Below are 25,235 nucleotides of genomic sequence, written 5' to 3'. Positions count from 1 at the left end.
ACTGTAATAAAAACTGATATGCTCTTGTATAGTTACAAAACATTAAATTGATAATAAAAAACTTTGCGAATCTCTGCGTTTCCTCTGAGGATCTTTGCGTAACAAAAAAGGCTGTCCTCATCGAACAGCCTTTCTATAATTTATCAAACTTTTTTTAAAACAAAATGATTTGTCCATCTTCATCTCGCTGAATATCCGAATCATCTCCACCATGAGCGTCCTTCACTTCTAAATTTTCTGGAACAACTTCTACAGGAGGTTCATACTGCAAAGACTCTAATAAGTTTACTTGTTTCACCTTGTCTGTCGTTAATTGATTTCCAAGTGCTTTAAACCCTTTAACAGCTATAAAAGCCTCCACATCTACCGAAATAGTTTCTTTTTGAACTCCCTTAATTTTCGGAAAAATCAATTCGGCCACCGGACGGTAATCTGTAGAAACGATTTCGAGCTGTGAATTAGCGTGTTCTGTGATAAAAATATCTTCTTTATTTTCGGTTTCCACCAAGAAACGTTTTAGATAATACCTTTCTTTTTCTCCATCAAAATAAATCGCAGAAATAGGTTTCTTAGGAATCCATTTTTCGAGTACAATCATATCTGGATCAAAATGCGTCGTCAATTCGGGCGTAATCACTTTCAACTTACCCGATTGCTGAATAATTAAGATTTTGTCATTCGGTCTAAATTCGCCTAACAACTCCCCTCTTGCATCAACATTCAGTCGCTGTACGGTTTCGTCATACCATACTTTTCTAGGTAATAAAGTAGATATTCCTTTCTCTTTTATTTCTATTTTCTTAATTGGATATTTACTTGCAATGTTTCCTTTTGAAGAACGCCCTTTTATAGCCATACTTGCAAAATCAATATCGAATTTCAATTTCTTGATACTTCCTATTTGGCGCAATAAAATAGTAATAACTTCCGCTTCCCCATTTGGATTGTGCGAAAAATATAGAATTTGGGACCCTTTGGTTCCATTAGTCAAATCGTAATTTTTATCCCTTGTTACCGCCGTTACATTGAAACGCTTGATGTACGAAGGCCCCGACTTACCGTCTCTGTAAATCAAATTATAAATGGTACGTTTATCACTCTTATCGAAAATAGAAATATGAATAATATCCTTACCAACAAAGGTTTTAGCATCTACTTTGGTAATCATCATACTACCGTCTCTCATGAACACAATTACATCGTCAATATCCGAGCAATCGGTCACGTATTCATCACGTTTCAAACTGGTACCTACAAAGCCTTCGACTTTGTTGACGTAGAGTTTGGTGTTTCTTAAAATTACTTTGGTAGCTTCAATATCATCAAAAACACGGAGTTCGGTTTTACGTTCACGTCCTTTTCCGTATTTCTCTTTAAGTTTTAGAAAATAAGCTATCGCAAAATCAATTAGGTGCTCCAAATCGTGTTTTACTTGCTCAATATTTCCTTCAAGAGCTTCAATTTTGTCTTGCGCTTTGTTGCTGTCAAAACGAGAAATTCGCATAATCTTTATTTCCAGCAAACGCAAAATATCTTCCTCAGTAATAGCACGCTTTAAGTGTTTGATATGCGGTTTCAAACCTTCGTCAACGGCATTAATTACACCTTCACGAGTGGTTTCTTCCTCAATTAATCGATAGACTTTATTTTCGATAAAAATACGTTCTAACGATAGGAAGTGCCATTGTTCTTCAAGTTCTTTTAATTGAATTTCGAGTTCACTTTTGAGCAATTGAACCGTACGGTTGGTTGATATTTTCAACATCTCCGATACACCAATAAACAAAGGTTTATTATCTTCAATAACACAGCCTAAAGGCGCAATTGACGTTTCACAAGCCGTGAAAGCATATAAGGCGTCAATGGTTTTATCTGGAGAAATACCAGGATACATATGGATTAAAATCTCCACATTGGCAGCGGTATTGTCTTCTATTTTTTTGACTTTTATTTTCCCTTTTTCATTCGCTTTCAGGATACTATCAATCAAAGTAGTCGTATTGGTCGAAAACGGAATTTGGGTAATCACCAACGTATTTTTGTCGAGTTGGGCAATTTTCGCACGTACACGAACTCTCCCACCACGAAGTCCATCATTATAATTGGATATATCTGCAATTCCTTCAGTCAAGAAGTCAGGATATAAAGTAAAAGGTTTTCCCTTCAATATCTTAATAGACGAATCAATTAACTCAATAAAGTTATGAGGCAAAACTTTGGTCGAAAGTCCTACTGCAATCCCTTCTGCCCCTTGCGCAAGTAGCAACGGGAATTTTACAGGAAGGTTATTCGGCTCCGCACGACGACCATCATAGGAAACCCCCCAATCGGTAATCTTTGGCGAATATAAAACTTCTAGTCCAAATTTAGACAAACGAGCCTCAATATACCTTGATGCCGCTGCGCTATCACCCGTTAGAATATTCCCCCAGTTACCTTGGCAGTCAATCAATAATTCTTTTTGACCTAATTGCACCATAGCGTCACCAATACTCGCATCTCCGTGTGGGTGATACTGCATGGTGTGACCTACTACATTGGCAACTTTATTATAACGACCGTCATCTAGCTCTTTCAGCGAATGCATAATACGACGTTGCACCGGCTTGAACCCATCTTCAATCGCAGGTACAGCACGTTCCAAAATTACGTACGAGGCATAATCCAAAAACCAATCTTTGTACATTCCTGTAACCTTGGTAATGGTATCACCTTCGTCATTTGTATTATCATAAAAATGTCCGCCTTCAAAATTTTTGGCATCTACTTTTATAATCTCCTCTTCCTTTTCTTGACTATCGTCCGTAGATTGCTCCTCAGCGCTATTTTCGTCATCTTGATTGGGGATGATATCGTCTTCTTCGTCTTTCATTTAGGCTGAATTTATTTCAGTTTATTCTTTAATAAATTAACTATGATTTCAAACTTTTAATTATAAAAAAAGTGGCTACAAATCCCGCTACAAAGGCAATTATGGTATAAATTAAAACTTTTTTACTTATCATTTTATACTTTTTTTTTTAAACTTACTCCTTCTCAATCACATCCAATTCGACTTTCAAGTTTCTGATGATAAATTCTTGGCGGTCTGGCGTATTTTTCCCCATGTAAAACTCCAACAATTTTTCGATAGAAGTCGCTTTGTCTAGCATTACAGGTTCTAATCGAATGTCTTCGCCAATGAAAAACTGAAACTCATCTGGTGAAATCTCTCCCAATCCCTTAAATCGGGTGATTTCTGGTTTTGGTTTTAATTTTTCAATGGCATTTCGTTTTTCTTCATCCGAATAACAGTAGATCGTTTCTTTTTTATTTCGAACCCGAAACAATGGCGTTTGTAAAATATACAAATGGCCATCTTTGATTAACTCCGGAAAAAACTGCAAAAAGAAAGTTATCAACAATAATCGAATATGCATTCCATCGACATCGGCATCGGTTGCAATCACGATGTTGTTGTAGCGCAGGTTCTCCATATCGTCCTCGATATCCAATGCGGCTTGTAGCAAGTTGAATTCTTCATTTTCATAAACAATTTTCTTTGACATTCCGTAGGAATTCAAAGGCTTACCACGTAAACTAAATACCGCTTGCGTATTCACATCACGAGATTTTGTAATCGAGCCCGAAGCTGAATCTCCCTCGGTAATAAACAAGGTGCTTTCTAGGTAACGTGGATTTTTTATATCGGCAAGATGCACGCGGCAATCTCTAAGTTTTTTATTGTGTAAACTCGATTTTTTGGCTCTGTCTTTGGCCAATTTTCGAATACCAGAAAGCTCTTTACGCTCCCGCTCTGCTTGTAAAATTTTACGTAAAAGTAAATCGGCTGTTTCTGGATTTTTATGTAAAAAATTATCTAATTTTGTTTTCACAAAATCATTTACAAACGTACGTACCGATGGCATTCCGGGTTCAGAACCAATGTCGGTTGAACCTAATTTGGTTTTGGTTTGCGATTCAAACACAGGTTCCATCACCTTTATACTCACCGCACTTACAATCGATTTACGAATGTCTGAAGGTTCAAAGTTTTTATTATAAAATTCCCGAATCGTTTTCACAATCGCCTCGCGGTACGCTACTAGGTGCGTTCCCCCTTGGGTTGTATTTTGACCGTTTACAAAAGAATGGTATTCCTCACTGTATTGCGACTTACTGTGCGTAATCGCGATCTCAATATCCTCTCCTTTTAAGTGGATGATTTGATATACTTTGTCTTCTTCAGCAATATTTTCATCTAATAAATCACGTAAACCATTGTCTGAAAAATATTTTTCACCATTGAAAATAATGGTCAATCCTGTATTTAGGTAGCAGTAATTTTTCAGCATTTTGATTACATACTCATATCTGAATTTGTAATTCTTAAAAATAGCTTCGTCTGGAATAAAAGTAACTTTGGTTCCTTTGCGTTTGGTGGTATCAATAACCTCTTCTTCTAGTACCAAATTACCCGCAGAGAATTCCGCCGCTTTTTGTTTGTCTTCACGAACAGATTCGACTCTAAAATAGTTAGACAAAGCATTTACTGCCTTGGTTCCTACTCCATTTAAACCAACGGACTTCTTAAACGCTAAGGAATCGTATTTACCTCCGGTATTCATTTTGGAAACTACATCAATCACTTTCCCTAACGGAATTCCACGACCATAATCACGAACAGCAACGGTTTTGTCTCTGATAGTGACCTCAATCGTTTTCCCTGCACCCATGACAAACTCATCGATACAGTTATCCATGACCTCTTTTAACAATATATAAATACCATCATCGGGCGAAGAACCATCACCCAGTTTACCAATATACATCCCAGGACGCATACGAATATGTTCTTTCCAGTCGAGTGACCGAATGTTATCTTCGGTATATTGATTTTGATCTGACATTTTGGGATTTTATCGATTTTGTGCTAATATAGCATTTCTCGAACTATTTTGAAAGCAGCAGCAATCAAAGTTATTAAGAATGATATTGACAAAAAAAAATAACAATTTCGGAATTTTGATTAAGGATTTGGAATTGAGGAATTAAAATCAAAAATTAGCGACAATAGCTTTCAACTGACTACCAAATTATAGATTCCAAAAAAAGCAGCTGTGTACTATTGATACTATAATTTAAAAAACTAGCTGTTTTTAAATAATCTTATAAATCGCAATAATTTCCCTATTGACATAAATGGAAAGATAATTATCTTTCCTGTCTTTTAACGAAATCACAAAGTCTCCTGAACCGTTTTGAGGTTTTAAAAAAATACTTTTATTCTCAACGTTAAACGAACATTGAACAGAATCAAACTCCTCTAATCCCTTGATGGTAAAAGCAAAATTCTCTTCATTACTTGACGAAACAATCCCTTTTCCCTCATGCAAAATCTCAAAATTATTTTTGAAATACAGACCAAAATACACCGGTTGCAATGCAAATTCACTCTTAGTCTTTGGCACCAATAACCATTTTGAATCAACAGGATAATGATTTAAGAAAAAACGTTCGGGCTTCGTAAAAAAATAACTATCATTAAAGTAAAACTTAAATAAATTAGTCTTTTGAGAAATAAAACCGGAACCTAATGTGGTGTCTATAAAACGCCAAACGCCGTTTATTTTAACGGCATTCCAAGCATGATTAATTTGAGTTGGAATTTCACCAATTTCAGAAGGATCCGTTTTGATGGTACCAAAAACCGTTTGCACTTCTAGACCTAACCTTGACAATAAGTACTCCGACAAAGCTGCATAACCATGACAAACCGCTTTTTTGGAAGCAACAGTACTGGTGGCCAAATCTACTTTGAATTTCTTTTCCTTTATTTGCCTCTCTTATTCTGTTTTATAAGAAAAGGCAATAATAGGTTTTTTCTCCATATTTTCAGAAAAAGCAACATCGTACGCAATATTCGTTGTAATCCAAGTATAGGCTGCTCTGGCTTTTTCAGCAGGCGTAACAAAATCAGTTTTTAATTTTTCTACCAAAACGGCAACATCGGCAATAGCTGGATAATTTTTTATTTTGGTATCAACAGCTGCAAAATCTTGAGCTACAACTGTATTTAAAAACAGAAGAGCCAAAACAAAGAAAAGAGAATGAGAAAATTTCATTAAATCTAGAAGGTATAATTAAAAATTAGCGACAATTGTTTTCAATTGATTATCAAATTCTGAGTTCGAAATTTGTCCTTTTTCGACATCAAAATTATCATTGAAATTAGGTAAAGAAAATACTCCTTTTATTTCTGTTCCAAAACGGGGAAAAGCTGCTTTGGCAATTTCCAAAACAGAAGCCCCTCCTCTACCTCCGGGCGAAGTCGCCATCAATAGCATCGGTTTTTGTTGAAAAACTTCTTTTTGAATTCGAGTACACCAATCAAAAATATTTTTGAAAGCAGCTGAGTAATTTCCGTTATTCTCCGCCATAGAAACTACCAAAAAATCAGCAGATGCAATTTTATCCAGAAAAGCTTGTGCTAATTTATGCTGTCCAATTTCGGTTTCAATATCCACACTAAAAACTGGCATTTGAAAATCATTCAAGTCCAATACTTCTACTTGAGCATTTTCAAACAAACTTGCGGCGTAGGTCGCTAATTTTTTATTAATCGAATTTTTACTGGGGCTTGCGCCAAAAGCTATGATTTTCATGTATTTTTTTTATAAAAATAGTGAAATTAGGGCAAGAATAGAGGTTGAACCTTACGAATTAACGGCTGTTTGTCATTCCGGAGGAATCTTTCGTTGTAATCGAACAGTTGCAGGAAAACAAACTGGGGCATACTCGGCTTGCGCTAGACGCTTTCAGCGTGAGAAACTGTACTTAAAAACGGGGGTTCACTCGGCTTTCATGAGACGCTTCCAGCGTGCAAAACTTGGCGAGGAAACTACTCTCAAAAAAATAAGCCACAAAAAAACCGTAGAATTGCTTCTACGGTTCCCTCTATTCTCTTTATTCTTTATTCTATTATCTTCTAACTACACGTTGAAACGGAAGTGCATTACATCACCATCTTTTACGATATATTCTTTTCCTTCAACTTTGAATTTACCTGCTTCCTTACATTTGGCTTCCGAACCGTAACTAACGAAATCTTCGTAAGCGATTACTTCTGCACGGATGAATCCTTTTTCGAAATCGGTGTGGATTACTCCTGCAGCTTGTGGTGCAGTAGATCCAATATTGATGGTCCAAGCACGAACTTCTTTTACACCTGCTGTAAAATACGTTTGTTGTTTCAATAATTTGTAAGCTGCACGAATTAAAACAGAAGCTCCAGGCTCTGTTAACCCCATATCTTCAAGAAAAACTTGACGCTCTTCAAAACTTTCTAATTCTGTGATATCCGCTTCGGCACCAACAGAAAGAATAATTACCTCAGCATCTTCGTCTTTTACTAATTCTTTGACTAGATCTACATATTTATTTCCGCTTACAGCTGAGTTTTCATCCACATTACATACATACAAAACTGGTTTTGCTGTAATTAATTGAAAAGCTTCCATCAAAACCTCTTCATCATTGTTTTGAAGAACAATTGTACGTGCAGATTTAGCTTGTAAAAGCGACTCTCTAATTCGGTCAAGAAGTCCTTTTTCTGTTATCGCTTCTTTATTTCCTGTTTTTGCCGCACGATTTACTTTCTCCAAACGTTTTTCAACTGTTTCAAGATCTTTTAATTGTAACTCGATATCAATCGTTTCTTTGTCACGAATTGGGTTTACATTTCCGTCCACGTGAACGATATTGTCATTATCAAAACAACGTAAAACGTGAATAATAGCGTTACATTCTCTAATATTTCCAAGAAATTGATTCCCTAAACCTTCTCCTTTACTTGCTCCTTTTACCAATCCTGCAATATCTACAATATCTACCGTTGCCATTTGCACACGCTCTGGCTTTACCAATTCCTCCAATTTGTTGATACGAGGATCTGGAACGTTTACTACTCCAATGTTTGGTTCGATAGTACAAAAAGGAAAGTTTGCACTTTGTGCTTTGGCATTAGACAAACAATTAAAAAGGGTTGATTTTCCAACATTAGGTAATCCTACAATTCCTGCTTTCATGGTTTTTATATTTTATAATCAGCACTTAGAATAAGTACATATGAAAATTTAGCTTTAAAAGTGTGCAAATATAAGATTTAATAAATGTTTAAGTAGTGATAATTTTGAGTTTAAAATAATATTTCTCTTTTTTTTTATTTTTTTTCAAAAAATATTCCTCTCAAAAAAATTAAATAACATTAATACACTAAAAAGCTTGTTTTAACAACCGTCCAACAAACAAAGTGTTAAAATTTTGTTATATTGCACAACACAAAACCCACTAACATCGATAATATGAAAATAACCTACCTATTCTTTTTAATTCTTAACACCAGTTTTATTTTTTCACAAAAAACAATTTCCGGAATTGTAAAAGATGAAACAGGAAGTGGCATACCAGGTGTAAACATTATTGAAAAAGGAACCAATACAGGAGTTGCCACTGATTTTGATGGTAAATACAAAATCAATGCAAAGGAGGGCGCAACTTTAATTTTCAGTTACATTGGCTACAATACAATTGAAAAACTAGTTAAAGGCACCACTTTAAATGTAACTTTATCATCTGAAGGTGGTGAAATTTTGAATGACATTGTTATTGTAGGTTCTAGGAATTCCAAAAGAACGGTTGTCAATTCAGCAGTACCAATTGATATTATTAATGTAAAAGATATTACAACACAAAGCGGAAAATTAGAAATAAACGAATTACTGCAATATGTAGCTCCTTCCTTTAATGCGAATAAACAATCTGGATCTGATGGATCTGACCACGTTGATCCAGCGTCATTAAGAGGATTAGGACCAGATCAGACTTTAGTATTAATTAATGGAAAAAGAAGACATCAGTCTTCGCTTATCAATCTTTTTGGAACGCGTGGTCGTGGAAATACAGGAACAGATTTGAATGCGATTCCTGCCACTTCTATCAAAAGAATCGAAATTCTGAGAGATGGTGCGGCGGCGCAATACGGATCTGATGCTATTGCCGGAGTTGTAAATATTGTATTGAATGACAATGTTGATGAATTTACTGGATCTGTAACTTACGGTGCTTACAACACCAATGCAAAAGGAGATTTCCCTGCTGGAACCGCTAATACTGACAACTACAGGTTAGACCAAAATGGAAATGGAAATTCATTTGGTAAAAACCAATCTTTTGATGGTGGTTCTGTAAAAGTAGGAGCAAATTACGGAGTTGCCATTGGTGACAAAGGGGGTTTTGCCAATTTCACAACAGAATATATCAACAAAAACAAAACATTAAGACCTGGTTTTGATTTCCGTAAAGGTTTTGGTGAAGCTGCAATTATAGGGTTCAATATGTTTGCTAATATGATGGTTCCCGTCTCTGACAAAACAGAGTTTTATGCATTTGGAGGAAGAAACTTTAGAGATACCGATGCTTATGCTTTTACGAGAAACGATGGTGAGCGTGTAGTTGAATCAATTTACGCTGGTGGTTTTAGCCCACGAATTACATCAAATATTTTAGACAATTCAATAGCTGTAGGGTTTAGAACAGAAACTGCAGGAGGATGGAAAATAGATTTTAGCAATACTAATGGTAAAAACCTATTTCATTATTACGTAAAAGGAACTTTAAATGCTTCATTAGAAAATGCTTCTCCAACCGAATTTGATGCTGGTGGACATAGTTTAACACAAAATACAACCAATTTTGATATTTCAAAAAACTATGAAGATTTTTTCTCAGGATTTAATATTGCTTTTGGGAGTGAATTTAGAACAGAAAAATTTAATATTTTCGCAGGTGAAGAAGGTTCTTATGTAACTTATGATACAAATGGTAAAGTTATCACTGACCCAACTACACAATCTGCTCCAATAATTCCTAATCCAGAATACGACTCTTCAAAGCCTATATCCTCAGATAATCCTGTAACACTAAGTAGACCAGGTGGATCACAAGGATTTCCTGGATACAGCCCATCAAATGCAGTAGACAAAACACGTTCCAATATCTCCTTATATTCTGATTTAGAATTGGATGTTACCAAATCTTTATTAATAAGTGGTGCAGTACGTTTTGAGCATTACAGTGATTTTGGAAGTACATTGAACGGAAAATTAGCTTCACGTCTGAAAGTTTCTGATAAAATAAACCTTAGAGGATCTGTAAGTACTGGATTTAGAGCACCATCATTGGCGCAAGTGTACTACAATCTTCGATTCACTAACTTTAGTTCAGCTGGAGCTTCAGAAGTTTTATTATCTCCAAACAACAGTCCAGTAACTAAAGGTTTTGGAATTCAAAAATTAAACGAAGAAAAAGCATTAAATGCTTCACTAGGATTTACAGCAAACTTTGGTGATTTCACAGCAACGGTTGACGGTTATTATATTAAAGTAAAAGACCGTATTGTATTAACTGGATATTTTGATGCAACAGCTTTGAATATAGGTGTTGATGCTGCACAGTTTTTCGTAAATGGTGTGGATACCAAAACTAAAGGTTTGGATATGGTTTTTTCTTGGAAAAAGAATTTTGGAGACCAAACAGTTAGCGCAACCTTAGTAGGGAATATTAATGATATGAAAATAGACAAGGTAAAGAACGGTTCGTTAGACAAAGAAATTTTCTTTGGAGAAAGAGAAAAAGCGTTCCTTTTGGCATCTGCTCCAAACAGTAAATTTGGCCTAAACTTAAACTACAACAAAAAATGGTTTAATGCAGGATTGGCATTTACACGTTTCAGCGAAGTTAAATTAATTGATTATCAAGCAAATGAAGACACTGCTGACTATGCTAGTTTTGATGATAAAATTAATAAGGCTACTGACCTTTATACTGCAAAAATAACAACTGATTTGACTTTAGGATTTAAACTTTCTAAAGCAACAAAGTTGAGCATTGGCGCTAACAACTTAATGAATATCTACCCTGACCAACAAGATGACTGGGTTGAAGGTGGTGGTTATTATGATGCTGTACAAATGGGATTTGGAGGAGCTTACTACTATGCTAGATTAGGGTTTAACTTCTAAGAAAAATCATTTCATAAAAAAATCCTGAGTTTTATAAACTCAGGATTTTTTTTTTGTACTAACGGTACTATTACTTTTTTATAAATTTACTAGTAAAATATTTTCCAACTGAAATAAGGTATATTCCTGAATCTAAACTAGAGACATCTATTATTTCTTTTTCATTATTAGCTTTATAACTACTTAACAATTCTCCTATTATCGTATAAATTTTAACACTATCTCCTATTGTTAGCTTTTCTAACTTCAAAAAATCTGAAGTAGGATTTGGATAAACAATTACTTTTTCAGGAGTAATTAGATTCCCAAATTTATCCACTGAAAGTAATATCCCAGTATTCAGCAAAACAATGGAAGAATAGGCTGCCAGAGTTATATCCGATGAAAAAGAAACATTCTTCGCATCTTTATAAATCACATTCCCCAAGCTAACAACTATAGGTGTATCTGTAGCATTCACTTCAAATCGGATAAAAGCTTCTGGATTTGTGCCAATACTAAATTTCAAGGGAGCAGTTAATCCATTAGGTTCGTAATTAGAATATGTTGACTTAAAAGCAGGCAAGAGATATTCTTTGCTTGTTCCACCTTCTTTAGTTGAAATCTCTTTTCCCCCAGTATAAGGCTGACAATAGTAATTAAAATCTAGGATTCCCAAATAAGTTCCAAAATCGGCACTCGTTATTTGATTGCTAAATGAAGCGCAATATTGTGTACTTTGTTTTGTGAAAAGAATATTTCTTAAAACAGTATTATCATTTGCTCTCGCAACAGCACCGCCAGGACCAAAACTATTATTGTAAGTTGAAGACACTATAGCATTACCGCAATTAAAAACGGTATTATCAGTTATTGTATTTGTTCCAGATAGGTTTGTCATAATTCCCCATGCTCCCACATTGTAAACCGTATTTTGACTGATTACATGATTATTTGTATTATTATCAACATAAATCCCTGCCGTTTTAGGAGTTGCTCCGACAGGATTTCCTTTGAAGGCGCCAGGGGCATCATGAACAATATTCTTTAAAATTAGATTATTAGCATTTTGATTATTAACCGTATAAATACCACCACCATCATCCTTTACAGCGCAATAATTTGCCACTTCGTTATACTGAACCGTTGTATTACCCCCCGCAAAATTGATTCCGTGGTACCCGATGCCGTCTAATTTATTTTTCTCTATAATATTAACATTGCCAGTTCCATTACTTATAATCCTTACACCTGTATAAGGAATATAACTAATCGCTCCCATTCCTGCACGCATTCCAATATTAGTTATGGTGTTATTACTAAAAGTAAGCCCACTACAGCCTTCCCATCGTACCCCAACACTATTGCTATCATTAATGGTATTATGAGTAAAAGTAACATCCGTTAATGTAAAACCCAAAGTCACATATTCATTTCCATTATTAAAAACACAGCCATCAATAATTACATTGGAAATACTACTTATATTCATCACGTTTTTAATACCATTATCAAATTGTAAATTCCTTATTTCAATATACTTACTGCTATTCTTTATTTCTATAGCATAAGAAACAGAAGGGATTTCCACACTCAACGTATTGGGATCAAAAGTACTATATAAATAAAGAGTCGAGTTAGTTGTATCATGTGCCCATTCCCCTTCTTGATCCAAAGCATTGACATGGTTTTGAAAAAAGTACCCAAAATTGTCTCGTATTATATTTTCACTAGTACTTGTTGGACTTGACTGAGTAAAAATAACGGTACTAGCACTATGCGAACTAATTGTTTCTGATTTCATTAAATCATTTAATGTTCGAATCGTAATTTCACCACCTTTAAAATAATCTATTGGATAAGGCAAACTCGAGTTTTCCGAAATAGAAAGATTATCACTAGTATGAGATTTGATAACTCTAAAACCACCATCAGTAGTGTTGTAGTTTGGTTCTCTCCCAATTTGTTGTGCAGTATTATTGAGATACAAAGAAGCCAGTCGTTTACCACCTACTAACCCTAAGGTTGTTTTCCAAACATTACTACTCACTAATGTCCAATTTCCAATAGTTGCGGAAGCTCTAATGACTGGTTTGCTCCCAGTACCATAAGATTTATAAATAATAGGATTACTTGAGGTTCCTGTTTTACCACTAATCGTTAAATTACCATTAAAAACACTGCCCGATTCAAAATTAATTATACTTCCAGCTGTAAAACTCTGACTATTAACTTTTGCTAATGTTTTCCAAGCGGTTCCCGATGACGTTCCATTATTAGCGTCATTTCCCGTTGCGCTCACATAATAATTGGTTTGCGAAAAAACGGAACAATGCATAATTAATAATATCACTAATAGATTAAGCTGTTTTAAAAGAGTGTAGTTTTTTTTCATCTTGTTTGGATATGAATCTTTTATATTGATACTAAAACAGTTAGCGTTAGTACAAACAAATGTATGAAACCAACAATACTTCCGTTATAACAGATGGTTTTAAAAATAACTTTATTGGTTTATTTAATCACTCTTTTGAAGTTTTATTAAAACAGCAAGATGATTTAAAACCAGACAAGTTGGATTAAAAAAAAATATAGATCCGAATATTAGTTATATAAAAAAATACCGAATTTTAAAATATAACAAAAAAAAACCTGAGTTATCACTCAGGTTCTTAGTATCAAAAAGTATTTTTTATTCCTATTCGTTGTGTAGGAATGCTTTTCTACTCAACAATGTTTCTTCGTCTTCCACGTGATTATCATCAGGAATACAACAGTCAACAGGACATACAGCAGCACATTGAGGTTCATCATGAAATCCTTTACACTCTGTACATTTTCCTGGAACAATATAATATACTTCGTCAGAAACTGGAGTTTGAGCATCTTCTGCATCAACCTCTGTACCGTCAGCAAGGATTACTTTTCCAGTTAATTTTGTACCATCTTTATATCTCCAATCGTCAGCACCTTCGTAAATTGCTGTATTTGGACATTCTGGTTCACATGCACCACAGTTGATACATTCGTCTGTTATGATAATTGCCATTTTGTTCTTTAATTTATGTTTTTCTAAGTTAAATGTTTTAGGCCAAAAAACATTTGACACAAGACTTTTGACTTTCGACTTATTAAATCTTACTTTTGTGCAAAATTACAATCAAAACATTTCATAAACAAACATTATGACATTAGAAAACAAAAAAAATGCTTTTATTGAACTAGGGAAATTCCTGAGTCAATTTTCTGAAGGCGAAAATACGCAAAAAGAAGGCGTTTTGGGCAATGACGTTTTTTATGAGTCATTTATTGATTTGATTCAGCTTACTCAATCACATAATGGCTGGTATACTCCTGAACACGTTTATTTTGCGTTGCAATCCTGGGCAGAAGCGTTGACTAAAGAGAACCTAGATACTTGGTTAAATTCTTATGATTTCACCGACGTCACTCCAAAAAAAGTCGCTTTGATTCTTGCTGGAAACATTCCGTTGGTTGGATTTCATGATTTTTTGTCCGTTTTGATTTCCGGACACGAAGCTTTAATCAAATTATCATCAAACGACCAACATTTATTGCCTTTTTTGGCAAAATACTTGATCCATATCGAACCAGAGCTTGCTAGCAAAATTACTTTTACCGAAGGGAGATTAGAAAATTTTGATACTGTAATTGCCACAGGAAGCAATAACACCGCTCGTTATTTTGAATATTATTTCAAAGACAAACCATCTATCATTCGTAAAAGCAGAAATTCTGTGGCAGTTTTAAATGGAAAAGAAACGAAGGAGCAATTGGAAGCATTGGGAGAAGATATCTTTAGGTATTTTGGACTTGGATGTCGCAACGTTTCTAAGCTTTTTGTACCAAAAGGATATGTATTTGACCCCTTTTTTGAAGGCATGTTTAAGTACCAAGATGTGGTTCATTATGAAAAGTACGCTAACAATTACGATTACAACAAAGCGGTTTTCTTGATGAGTAATTTTAAATTATTAGACAACGGATTTTTAACGATCAAAGAGGACAAGAGTCACGCCTCGCCGATTTCAAGTGTGTTTTATGAATTTTATGAGACCCTAGCCGATTTAGAAAAAAAACTCGAAACCGAAGAAGAAAACATCCAATGTATCGTAAGTAATAATTTGATAAAAAACAGCATCCCATTTGGACAAACACAACAACCAAAATTATGGGATTATGCAGATAATATCGATACTATATCGTTTTTGTTAATAACATAAGGAAAAATTTAATAATTATTATGAATAATTTAATGATTATTCAACTCCTATTACCGAAATTTGCATTTTAATTTTTTGGACATAAACTACACCATGAAAAAACACAACTACAGCGCAGGACCATCAATTTTACCACAAGAAGTTTTTGAAAAATCAGCTCAAGCTATATTAGATTTCAATAATTCAGGATTGTCGATTTTAGAAATTTCGCACCGAAGTAAAGATTTCGTAGCTGTAATGGACGAAGCACGTACCTTAGCATTAGAATTGCTAGACCTTACAGGTAAAGGGTATCAAGCTCTTTTTCTTGCTGGTGGAGCTAGTACGGAATTCTTGAGAACTCCATACAACTTGATGAAAGAAAACGGAAAAGCCGCTTATCTTGATTCAGGAACTTGGGCAACTGCAGCAATTAAAGAAGCTAAATTTTTTGGAGAAACAGTTATTGTAGCCTCTTCAAAAGATGACAATTACAATAATGTACCTAAAGGATATGAAATTCCTGCTGATGCAGATTATTTCCACTGTACATCAAACAATACCATTTTTGGTACTCAAATGAAGTCATTCCCACAAACCAACGTACCAGTTGTTTGCGATATGAGTTCGGATATATTTTCAAGAGTAATCGATTTTACTCAATTTGATATCATTTATGCTGGTGCTCAAAAAAATATGGGACCTGCTGGAGCTACTTTGGTAGTTATCAAAGAAGAGATTCTTGGTAAAAACGGAAGAAACATTCCTAGTATCTTAGATTACACAAAACATATCAAAGCTGAGAGTATGTTTAACACACCTCCTGTTTTTCCTGTTTACGTTTCTTTATTGACTATGAAATGGATTAAAGAAAAAGGTGGCGTTGCAGCTGTTGAGAAATTAAACAATGCAAAAGCAGCCTTACTTTACGGAGAAATCGACAGAAACCCATTGTTCAAAGGAGCAGCAGTTACTGAAGACCGTTCCAACATGAATGCTACTTTCTTATTGAACAACCCAGAGCACACTGAAACATTTGATAAAATGTGGAAAGAAGCTGGGATTTCTGGAATTCCAGGACACCGTTCAGTAGGTGGTTACAGAGCTTCAATTTACAACGCAATGCCAATTGAAAGCGTTCAAGTTTTGGTTGATGTGATGCAAGCTTTGGAGGCTAAAGTTTAATCCTTCTAATTCCTAGAAATTAGGAAAGTTGAAATAAATTAAAAACACTCCCAGGATTCTAGCCCCGATAGCAGTGAAAATCCTTTTTATTTTTTCTTTTAAAAATAAAAAGATTGAAACGGATAGCGGGAAATAGCTCCTAATAACTATAATTAATATGAGATTACGATTATTTCGTAACTCGCAATGAAATAAAAATGAAAGTATTAGCAAACGATGGGATTTCAAAAAGTGGAATCTTAGCTTTAGAAAAAGGTGGATTTGAAGTAATCACTGCAAAAGTAGCGCAAGAACAAGTGGCTAACTATATCAACGAAAACAACGTAAGCGTTATTTTGGTTCGTAGTGCAACTAAAGTTCGTAAAGACATTATTGATGCTTGTCCTGGAATCAAAATCATCGGTCGTGGTGGTGTTGGTATGGATAACATTGATGTTGAATACGCTAAAAGCAAAGGAATCAACGTAATCAATACACCAGCTTCTTCATCTGAATCTGTTGCTGAATTGGTATTTGGTCACTTGTTTTCGGGTGTTCGTTTCTTGCATGATTCAAACAGAAATATGCCATTAGAAGGAGACACTAAATTCAATGACTTGAAGAAAGCATATGCTGATGGAGTTGAATTAAGAGGTAAAACTTTGGGTGTTGTAGGTATTGGTCGTATTGGTCAAGCTACTGCTAAAATGGCTCTTGGTCTGGGTATGAAAGTGATCGCTGCAGATAGCTTTATCCCTCAAGTTGATGTGAAAGTTGAATTCTTTGACGGACAATCTATTACTACTACTATCGTTTCTCAATCTTTGGAATCTTTGTTCCAAGAGGCTGACTTTATCACGTTACACGTTCCTGCTCAAGATGGTTACATTGTTTCTGAAAAAGAATTTGCTACAATGAAAGACGGTGTAGGTATAGTAAACTGTGCTCGTGGTGGTGTAATCAACGAAGTAGATTTAGTTAACGCTTTAGATAGTGGAAAAGTTTCTTTCGCAGGTTTAGACGTTTTCGAAAACGAACCAACTCCAGCTACACAACTATTGATGCATGCAAAAATCTCTTTGACTCCACACATTGGAGCTGCAACAGGAGAAGCACAAGATAGAATTGGAACTGAATTAGCTTCACAAATCATTAGCCTATTAAGCTAAGATTTAAAGTTTTTATTATACAAAAAGGACTCATTACTAATTGTTAATGAGTCCTTTTTTCATTAAATTTGGTAAACTAATCTCATAAATAAAACTCCATGTTAGAACAATTAGCACAATTAGCGCAACAATTTGGTACTGATGCTGTAATAAAAAATGACAGTATACCAAATGAAAAAAATGAGGCCGTACTAAAGGAAACTAGCAATTCCATCTTTTCAAGTTTACAAAAAATTGCGAGTAAAGGTGATTTATCACAAATAGTGGGTTTATTACAAGGTAAAGACATCGATAAAAACAATCCATCGGTACAAGAAATCACAACTGAAGTATCTAATTCTTTAACCCAGAAACTTGGATTAAGCAGTGAAGCCGCTACTGGAGCTGCTAAAGGAATGATACCACAAGTACTGAATGCATTAATCGAAAAAGCAAACGATCCTAAAGACAACAGCTTAAACATTTCAGATATTCTTAATTCTATAACTGGTAATGGAAGTGCAGAACAAGCTGGAATAATGGAAGCAATTGATACTTATGGAGTACATTTTGGATTGGATCAAAATGCAGATGGAAAAGTAGATCTAGAGGACGCAATTGAACTTACTAAAAAAGGAGGCATAGCGGGTATGTTTGGGAAACTTTTTGGAAAATAACGGTAAACCTATTAAATATACAAAGCCATTTATCTAAAACATAAATGGCTTTTTTATTTTAGAACAATTAGAAATCAATAATTTAATTTGTAAATTTAGTGTTCATATTTCCAACATGAAAAAAAGCATTTACATATTAGTGATTATTATTGGAATTGTAGTTAGCTGTAACTCTTCAAAAACCGTAGCGTCAAAAGAGAAAAATTATAATCCAGTTGCAAGCGATACTATAAGAATAGCTAATAAAGAATTAGAATACGAAGTGATCATTATTGACAATGGATATAGCACCTGGCTTAACAGCAGGTCACTTCCACGTGATTATCATTCGCAAAGTTTTTTGGAAAACAAAAACCTATTGTACATAAACGAATGGAACAACCGTGTTTTACAACCACAACGTTATAATCCTAATTTATATGAAATGAGCATCAATTATGACCCAATGATTAATTATGGTTACGAAGTAAATTACCTCATTTATAACTACATGATTTATTTTCAAAATACCTACAAACAAAAACTTTATGGTAATGTACCTCTAAGATAATGTTCTTATATTTGTAATCATTACAAATTAAATGAAGAAACTAAAAGAACGTTGGGGAATTACTTCTAATTATCAACTCATAATTATTATACTAGTATTTGCTATAAATGGTTCCTTATCAGCCAAAATATCTGCTTTCGTTTTAGAAGAGTTAGGAATGACGAAGGAAAACACAAATATCTTTCTATACTACATAATATTATTAGTTATAGTACTTCCATTGTATCCATTTATGCTGCTATTTTTTGGATGGCTTTTTGGACAATCTAAATTTTTTACCCCATTTGGTAAAAAGATGATTAAAAGCATGAAAATGGGTTTTTTATTGCCCAAGTCAAAAAGCTAGAGTTTTACCTTTTCCCTTTTTTTACAAAATAAGTGTACAACCACATTAAGGTGAATGAAGGAATAAAATCTGTTATGGGAAAGATTTCTTCTAAAAATGAAACTACCCCTGCTACTTTCCCCATTTTACCTTTGTACATCCAAACCATAATCATTCCAGATATTGGAGCCCATACTACATCACCAAATTCTCCAATAAATGGAATTGTAAATGACATCATTCCAATTACATCAAATAGAATTCCTAAAATTAGATCTCTAATTTTATTATCAACTGGAGAAATCTGTACTTGTTCTTCCATAATTACTTTTTTTAATCACACCCAAATTAAACTAAATTAGACTTTGAATTTAATAGGACCTATTTTGTCAAATCGAGTGCAGTCGAGATTTATCATTACCCATAAACAAGGTTTCAACTGTGCTCAGCTTACATTATTTACAATTTTACCCCAGAAGATTCAAAACACAAATAGTGTTATTATTTTAATATATCGGAATAAATCTTCTTGAATTTTTCAAGTTTTGGTGTAATTACAAAAGAACAATATCCCTGTTCTTTATTACCACTATAATAGTTATGATGGTAATTCTCAGCAACATAATAAGTCGTCGCTTCAGTTATTTTTGTCACTATTGGATCCGGAAAGGCCTGCTCTTGCGTAAGGAATTCAATGTATGCTCCCGCTAATTGTTTTTGCTGATTGTTAGTATAGAAAATCTCACTTCTATATTGTGTCCCTCTATCATTTCCTTGACGATTTAAAGTTGTGGGATCATGCGTAGCAAAAAAAACTTCTAAAAGCAGCTCGTAACTAATTTCAGCAGGATTGAATTCGATTTTAACCGCTTCTGCATGACCTGTAGTACCTGTGCAAACTGCTTCGTAGGTAGGATTTACCACTTCTCCCCCAATATAACCTGGAGCAATAGATTGTACACCTTTAAGTTCTGTAAAAAAAGCTTCTGTACACCAAAAGCATCCTCCTCCAAATATTGCAACTTCATTTTCTATTGATTGATTCATGCTTCTTTTTTAATATGTATTTATAATAATTGTTCTTAAGCTGTAACTCATAACGATGAATTACTATTCTCTCAAATTTAGGTTATTATGTGGATTTAAAAGATTGTTTTTAACTAAAATTTATCTTTCTTAATAGCAAAAGAATATGAATTTGAGCAAAATCTTTGTTTCTTTGCTAAAATTGGTTCAAATGATTCAAGCAAAAAATCTACATAAATATTACGATCAACTTCATGTTCTCAAAGGAGTAGATTTGCACATACAAAAAGGTGAAATAGTTTCCATTGTAGGCGCTTCAGGAGCTGGAAAAACAACACTGTTGCAAATATTAGGCACTTTGGATAAACCCGAAAAAGATAGTAATATCGAGCTAAAAATCAACGGTGACGACATTTTAACTCTTAACGATAAAAAATTATCTCAATTCCGTAACTTGAATTTGGGTTTTATATTTCAGTTTCATCAGTTGCTACCTGAGTTTACCGCTTTGGAAAATGTATGTATCCCAGCCTTTATTGCAAACAAGTCAAAAAAAGAAACGGAAACGGAAGCGAAAAGACTATTGGAATACCTAGGTCTTTCGCACCGAATCAATCACAAACCTAACGAACTATCGGGTGGAGAGCAGCAACGTGTAGCAGTAGCGAGAGCTTTGATTAATAAACCTGCCATTATTTTTGCAGATGAACCTTCAGGGAATCTCGATACTGTTTCAGCAGAAAATTTACACCAATTATTTTTCAAGCTAAGAGATGAATTTGGACAAACTTTTGTCATCGTTACTCATAATGAAGAACTGGCTAATATGGCTGATAGAAAGTTAGTGATGATGGATGGTCAAATAATTAACTAAAATGATTCTGATCCTAATTAGTTGGATTTATATTATATTTTCCACCATAAATCTTGGTGTGCTATTAAATAAAGTAACTCAACTGAAAAATACAAATTTTGTTATTTGTTCACTACTAGGATTATTTACAACTACAATTTTAGCTAGTTTTTGGGCTATTTTTGGAAGAATAAATATTGAATTTCACTTGTTTTTACTAGTCCTCAATGGCATTTTATTTTTAAAATTAAAAAGTGAAGTTCTTGTTATTTACAAATTATTTTTTAGACAATTAAAATCACTTAGTCGTTCTTTAAAAATAATACTAACAATCATATCCTTTTTAATTTTAGCACAATGCGCTGCTGTACCGTATATCATAGACAACGAATCTTACTACATCCAAACCATCAAATGGATCAATAATTATGGGTTTGTAAAAGGCTTGGCTAACTTACATCTTTCATTAGCACAAACTAGTGGTTGGCACATTACACAAAGTGCTTACAATTTTTCTTTTATTTATAAAAACTTCAATGACTTAAGCGGATTTTGCCTTCTGTTAGGGAATATTTTTGCCATTTCTCATCTCAATTCGTTTTTTAAAACCAAAGAAAAAAATGCCCTAATTATAGGTTTATTACCTTTGTCTAATGTTTTTTTATTCCCATTTATTAGCAGTCCTTCAACGGATTTACCAGTTTACATTTTGTCTTTTATAATTTTTTATTTATTTATAAAAGACTACAACAACATTTCTATAGAAACATTTAATCTGATAGCAATATTTGTCTTCTTTATTGTTTATATAAAAGTAACCTTCATTGCGATAACTTTAATTTTATTATTTCTGTTTTTCAAACATCGCACACTAAAAATAACAACATCAATCATCATCGGCTCTCTAGTAGTATTGCTTTTTCTGACAAAGAATACCTTGATTAGCGGCTACCCTTTATTTCCAATTACTACAAACCCATTTTCTTTTGATTTTCAAATCCCAGAGTCAATTGCTCATTTTTATTATGACGAAAACAGAAGAGATTCTTTCGCCATAACCAAGATTCAATTTGAACAAATGAGTCCATTCGGAATTTTCAAAATCTGGCTTTGCAGGCCTTTTTTAGATGGTATAATAAATAAATTAATCATAGTTTTAATCATTATTATGCCCTTTTTTATAAAACTGTTTTTTAATAAAAAATATTTTTGGAGTTTGTATACTGTGTTTTTATTTCATGTCACATTGTTACTATTGTCCTCACCACAATATCGGTTTTTCATGAATTTCGTATTATTATTTTTATTGATGATTATCTCTTTGATTTTAAATAATGAAAAAAAAATCATCACCACTCTTTACTTGTCAGTATTAATTGTCGCTATAACTCTATTTATACCGATTAATTTAAGTGTTTTAACAAAAAATACAAATTTGACAAATAATAGTATTTTTAATATCGATGAAATTTTTCATCCTCATAAAAACTCTAAGTTTGACATTAAATATAAGACTATTAAAAACGGTAATTTAGAGTTCAACTCCCCCGTAAACAATTCTTTTTTTTGGGAAACAGGAGATGGGAGAATACCTTGTGTTAGTCAAAACCAAATAGAGTATTTTGAAAAATATTACAAAATAGCACCTCAAATGAGAACAATAAATTTAAAAGATGGCTTTTACGCTAAATCACTATAAATGAATAAAACTGAACTCAAAGACTTCCTAGACGAAAAAGTTATTCAATACAATACCCTAGATTTTATTGAAACTGATCCTGTACAAATTCCGCATATATTTACCCAGAAAGAGGACATTGAAATTGCTGGCTTTTTGAGTGCAACAATTGCTTGGGGTAATCGCACCATGATTATTAAGAATAGTCATCGCATGATGGATATGATGGGAAATACTCCTTATGATTTTGTGATGTCACATACCGAAGATGACTTGGAACGATTAGAATCTTTTGTTCACAGAACTTTCAATAGTTATGATTTTTCTTTTTTCATTCAAAGTCTTCGAAATATCTACAGTAATCATAATGGACTAGAAGCCGTTTTTGCTAGAAACCAAGAACCGCATTCGATGCAAAAAAGCATATCTGAATTCAAAAAAACTTTCTTTGAAATCCCACATTTAAGCAGAACTCAAAAACACATTTCAGACCCTTTGAACGGTTCGGCGGCAAAACGAATCAATATGTACCTACGCTGGATGTGTCGTCAAGACAATAAGGGAGTGGATTTAGGCATCTGGAAAACCATCTCAATGGCAGCACTTTCATGTCCTCTAGATGTACATTCTGGTAATGTTGCTAGAAAACTAGGCTTACTAACCCGAAAACAAAATGACGCCAAGGCACTAAAGGAACTCGATTCACAACTTCGAGAATTAGATCCTATTGATCCTTCCAAATATGATTTTGCCCTATTTGGACTAGGAGTATTTGAAGGATTTTAACCTTATTCTTCTTCTCTTTTCTAAACTTACTGTTTTTATTAAGGATATTCTTTAAAAAACCTCGAAATTTAATTTTTATTAATCCATTGAGGTTTCTTAGTAAATCTATAATTTTATTTCAAGAACAAAACTGTAGTATTTATACCCAATAACGCATAATAGATGTACTTAATCGGTGTTTTTATACGTTTTATCGATTAAAACAAAAATATTGTAGTATATTTGATATGCCCAAACATTCCAAATCTTAACTTAATAACTTAACCTATAATGAATATCTCAAAAAAAATTGTTTTAGCTGAAGACAACTCGATTCTTTCATTATTGCTAAAATTCAAATTAGAAAAGGAAGGTTATCATCTTTTAATTGCAGGTAATGGTAAAGAGGCTATTAACCTAATTGAAGAGCATAACCCTGATATGATTCTAACGGATATCATGATGCCTTTTGTAAGCGGTCTAGAAGTAATAAGTCATGTAAGGAACAAGCTGGCATTACTAACGCCAATTGTTGTTTTCTCCTCTGCTGGTCAAGAAGAGATGGTTTTGAATGCCTTTAATTTAGGTGCAACCGATTTCATGAGCAAGCCGTTCAGTCCCAACGAACTAATTATCAGAACCAAAAGATTGCTTCGTTAATCTTTAAATTCTATTATTTATGGTAAACTTATCTCAAAATTTTATTGAATACATCAAACATGCTCCTACAATTATCCAATTGTCATGGATTTTGAGTGCTGGTTTCTTTTTAACAATCATACTATTAGTATCTTATTTAAAATATTTAAGAGCTCGATTGAGAAGTAAGGAACGAATTCAAGCTACCTACAGAAAAAAATACGAATCTGATCTTATTGAATATTTATATGCTGGAAATGAGGAGGAAGAAATCAGTAATGAACAGCAAAAAATCATAAACTATTTAAAAAAATGTGCTGCAAGCGGTCTGAAAAGAAAGATAATCATCAACACTTTATTGAAATTAAGAAATGAAATTTCAGGGGAAACAGCTGAGGCTATTCAACAATTATATTATAAGACTGGATTTATTAACCAAGCTTCTTCTAAATTAAAAGAAAAAAAATGGGATGTAATTGCAAGAGCGATAAAAGAGTTAACACAATTTGAAATTAAAGAAGTTCATGATGAAATAATTGCACACATCAATCATCCTAAAAAAGAAGTTCGTAGAGAGATCCAATTTTATCTCGTTAAATTATTTTCATTTGATGGACTGGAGTTTTTAAATGTTTTAAAAACGCAACTCTCTGAGTGGGATCAAATTCAATTATTAGAAATCCTTCAAAAAACCGAGAATCACAAGCTTCCAGACATTACACACTGGTTACAATCCTCAAATCACTCTGTTATTTCTTTTGCTTTAAAATTGGCTAAAATTTACAATCAGTTTGAGGCCAAAGATGAAATTTTAAAATTATTAAATCATCCTAATCAAGAAATAAGAATTCAAACTATTGAAATTGTTGCTCATTTAGGAATTTTTGAGGCAATTGAATTGTTGAAAGACCAAATTGAAGAAAGAACTATTGAAGAACAAATAGCTTTCTTTACCATAGATGAAGGAATCCTTATTACAGTTGACGAATCATTTATAATGCAATATACTACTCATGAAAATTTTGAGATTAGAAATGCTGCCAAAAATATTATTAAAATAATAGATATTAATGATGCTAATACCATTAATATGGATAGAGTTATCAAAGAAAACTTAGAAGATACAAGTCTAATTAAAGCCAGTTAGT

At 33.5% G+C, this 25,235-nt stretch carries 23 protein-coding genes; 13 read left to right on the top strand and 10 right to left on the bottom strand.

The features are described from left to right. Window positions 1-154: 154 nt before the first annotated feature. From ABZP37_RS09525 to ychF, 6 genes are all read right to left on the bottom strand, one after another. On the bottom strand, window positions 155-2,872 hold the full coding sequence (locus tag ABZP37_RS09525; RefSeq protein ID WP_366182503.1) for a DNA gyrase/topoisomerase IV subunit A: 2,718 nt from the start codon (window positions 2,870-2,872) through the stop codon (window positions 155-157). Window positions 2,873-3,026: 154 nt separating this feature from the next. Continuing rightward, the gene (locus tag ABZP37_RS09520; protein WP_366182501.1) at window positions 3,027-4,889 is read right to left on the bottom strand and encodes a DNA topoisomerase IV subunit B; all 1,863 of its coding nucleotides are present in this window, start codon (window positions 4,887-4,889) and stop codon (window positions 3,027-3,029) included. Window positions 4,890-5,138: 249 nt separating this feature from the next. Beyond that, window positions 5,139-5,789: a transglutaminase domain-containing protein gene (locus ABZP37_RS09515; protein ID WP_366182499.1), complete on the bottom strand. Its 651-nt coding sequence runs from the start codon at window positions 5,787-5,789 to the stop codon at window positions 5,139-5,141. A 36-nt stretch (window positions 5,790-5,825) separates the two neighbouring features. Further along, window positions 5,826-6,104, bottom strand: a complete 279-nt coding sequence (locus tag ABZP37_RS09510; RefSeq protein WP_366182497.1) for a hypothetical protein — start codon at window positions 6,102-6,104, stop codon at window positions 5,826-5,828. Between the two features lie 18 nt (window positions 6,105-6,122). Further along, complete coding sequence (locus tag ABZP37_RS09505; RefSeq protein ID WP_366182495.1) at window positions 6,123-6,644, bottom strand: NAD(P)H-dependent oxidoreductase; 522 nt, start codon at window positions 6,642-6,644, stop codon at window positions 6,123-6,125. Between the two features lie 327 nt (window positions 6,645-6,971). Then, window positions 6,972-8,066, bottom strand: coding sequence for a redox-regulated ATPase YchF (ychF, locus tag ABZP37_RS09500; RefSeq protein WP_366182494.1), 1,095 nt, complete (start codon window positions 8,064-8,066; stop codon window positions 6,972-6,974). Between the two features lie 276 nt (window positions 8,067-8,342). Here ychF and ABZP37_RS09495 point away from each other — a divergent pair, with 276 nt between their 5' ends. After that, complete coding sequence (locus ABZP37_RS09495; protein WP_366182492.1) at window positions 8,343-11,060, top strand: TonB-dependent receptor; 2,718 nt, start codon at window positions 8,343-8,345, stop codon at window positions 11,058-11,060. Between the two features lie 70 nt (window positions 11,061-11,130). Here ABZP37_RS09495 and ABZP37_RS09490 read toward each other — a convergent pair whose 3' ends face one another. Further along, window positions 11,131-13,434, bottom strand: coding sequence for a right-handed parallel beta-helix repeat-containing protein (locus ABZP37_RS09490; RefSeq protein WP_366182490.1), 2,304 nt, complete (start codon window positions 13,432-13,434; stop codon window positions 11,131-11,133). 59 nt (window positions 13,435-13,493) lie between these two features. Between ABZP37_RS09490 and ABZP37_RS09485 the strand changes: the two genes are divergently transcribed. Beyond that, window positions 13,494-13,622 carry a hypothetical protein gene (locus tag ABZP37_RS09485; protein WP_366182488.1) on the top strand — a complete coding sequence of 43 codons (129 nt, stop codon included), beginning with the start codon at window positions 13,494-13,496 and terminating at the stop codon, window positions 13,620-13,622. Between the two features lie 115 nt (window positions 13,623-13,737). Here the strand turns inward: ABZP37_RS09485 and ABZP37_RS09480 are convergent, their stop codons facing one another. Beyond that, the gene (locus ABZP37_RS09480; RefSeq protein WP_366182487.1) at window positions 13,738-14,148 is read right to left on the bottom strand and encodes a 4Fe-4S dicluster domain-containing protein; all 411 of its coding nucleotides are present in this window, start codon (window positions 14,146-14,148) and stop codon (window positions 13,738-13,740) included. Window positions 14,149-14,224: 76 nt separating this feature from the next. Here ABZP37_RS09480 and ABZP37_RS09475 point away from each other — a divergent pair, with 76 nt between their 5' ends. The 6 genes from ABZP37_RS09475 to ABZP37_RS09450 all read left to right on the top strand — a co-directional run bounded on the left by ABZP37_RS09475 (window position 14,225) and on the right by ABZP37_RS09450 (window position 19,147). Further along, window positions 14,225-15,283 carry an acyl-CoA reductase gene (locus ABZP37_RS09475; protein ID WP_366182486.1) on the top strand — a complete coding sequence of 353 codons (1,059 nt, stop codon included), beginning with the start codon at window positions 14,225-14,227 and terminating at the stop codon, window positions 15,281-15,283. Between the two features lie 93 nt (window positions 15,284-15,376). Then, entirely contained in the window at window positions 15,377-16,447 is a 1,071-nt protein-coding gene (gene serC, locus ABZP37_RS09470; protein ID WP_366182484.1) for a 3-phosphoserine/phosphohydroxythreonine transaminase, read from the top strand. A 197-nt stretch (window positions 16,448-16,644) separates the two neighbouring features. Beyond that, window positions 16,645-17,595: a D-2-hydroxyacid dehydrogenase gene (locus ABZP37_RS09465; protein ID WP_366182482.1), complete on the top strand. Its 951-nt coding sequence runs from the start codon at window positions 16,645-16,647 to the stop codon at window positions 17,593-17,595. A 98-nt stretch (window positions 17,596-17,693) separates the two neighbouring features. Next, window positions 17,694-18,251 carry a hypothetical protein gene (locus tag ABZP37_RS09460; protein WP_366182480.1) on the top strand — a complete coding sequence of 186 codons (558 nt, stop codon included), beginning with the start codon at window positions 17,694-17,696 and terminating at the stop codon, window positions 18,249-18,251. A gap of 115 nt (window positions 18,252-18,366) precedes the next feature. After that, window positions 18,367-18,801 (top strand): DUF6146 family protein, encoded by a 435-nt coding sequence (locus ABZP37_RS09455; RefSeq protein WP_366182478.1) that lies wholly within the window; start codon window positions 18,367-18,369, stop codon window positions 18,799-18,801. A 31-nt stretch (window positions 18,802-18,832) separates the two neighbouring features. Continuing rightward, window positions 18,833-19,147 carry a DUF6787 family protein gene (locus tag ABZP37_RS09450; RefSeq protein WP_366182477.1) on the top strand — a complete coding sequence of 105 codons (315 nt, stop codon included), beginning with the start codon at window positions 18,833-18,835 and terminating at the stop codon, window positions 19,145-19,147. A gap of 4 nt (window positions 19,148-19,151) precedes the next feature. Here the strand turns inward: ABZP37_RS09450 and ABZP37_RS09445 are convergent, their stop codons facing one another. Continuing rightward, entirely contained in the window at window positions 19,152-19,448 is a 297-nt protein-coding gene (locus tag ABZP37_RS09445) for a hypothetical protein (protein ID WP_366182475.1), read from the bottom strand. Between the two features lie 179 nt (window positions 19,449-19,627). Beyond that, on the bottom strand, window positions 19,628-20,173 hold the full coding sequence (gene msrA / locus ABZP37_RS09440; RefSeq protein WP_366182473.1) for a peptide-methionine (S)-S-oxide reductase MsrA: 546 nt from the start codon (window positions 20,171-20,173) through the stop codon (window positions 19,628-19,630). Window positions 20,174-20,363: 190 nt separating this feature from the next. Here msrA and ABZP37_RS09435 point away from each other — a divergent pair, with 190 nt between their 5' ends. From ABZP37_RS09435 to ABZP37_RS09415, 5 genes are all read left to right on the top strand, one after another. After that, window positions 20,364-21,026, top strand: a complete 663-nt coding sequence (locus tag ABZP37_RS09435) for an ABC transporter ATP-binding protein (RefSeq protein ID WP_366182471.1) — start codon at window positions 20,364-20,366, stop codon at window positions 21,024-21,026. 1 nt (window position 21,027) lies between these two features. Continuing rightward, window positions 21,028-22,704: a hypothetical protein gene (locus ABZP37_RS09430; RefSeq protein WP_366182469.1), complete on the top strand. Its 1,677-nt coding sequence runs from the start codon at window positions 21,028-21,030 to the stop codon at window positions 22,702-22,704. Next, window positions 22,705-23,469: a TIGR02757 family protein gene (locus ABZP37_RS09425; protein ID WP_366182467.1), complete on the top strand. Its 765-nt coding sequence runs from the start codon at window positions 22,705-22,707 to the stop codon at window positions 23,467-23,469. 270 nt (window positions 23,470-23,739) lie between these two features. Further along, the gene (locus ABZP37_RS09420; protein ID WP_366182465.1) at window positions 23,740-24,108 is read left to right on the top strand and encodes a response regulator transcription factor; all 369 of its coding nucleotides are present in this window, start codon (window positions 23,740-23,742) and stop codon (window positions 24,106-24,108) included. Window positions 24,109-24,127: 19 nt separating this feature from the next. Next, a complete protein-coding gene (locus tag ABZP37_RS09415) occupies window positions 24,128-25,234 on the top strand; it encodes a hypothetical protein (protein ID WP_366182464.1) in 1,107 nt (368 codons plus the stop codon). Window position 25,235 lies beyond the last annotated feature (1 nt).

Source organism: Flavobacterium ovatum, assembly GCF_040703125.1.
GTDB classification, from domain to species: Bacteria; Bacteroidota; Bacteroidia; order Flavobacteriales; family Flavobacteriaceae; genus Flavobacterium; species Flavobacterium ovatum.
The sequence above is the reverse complement of the archived record's forward strand: the minus strand, read 5'-3'. Positions and strand labels throughout refer to the sequence as shown.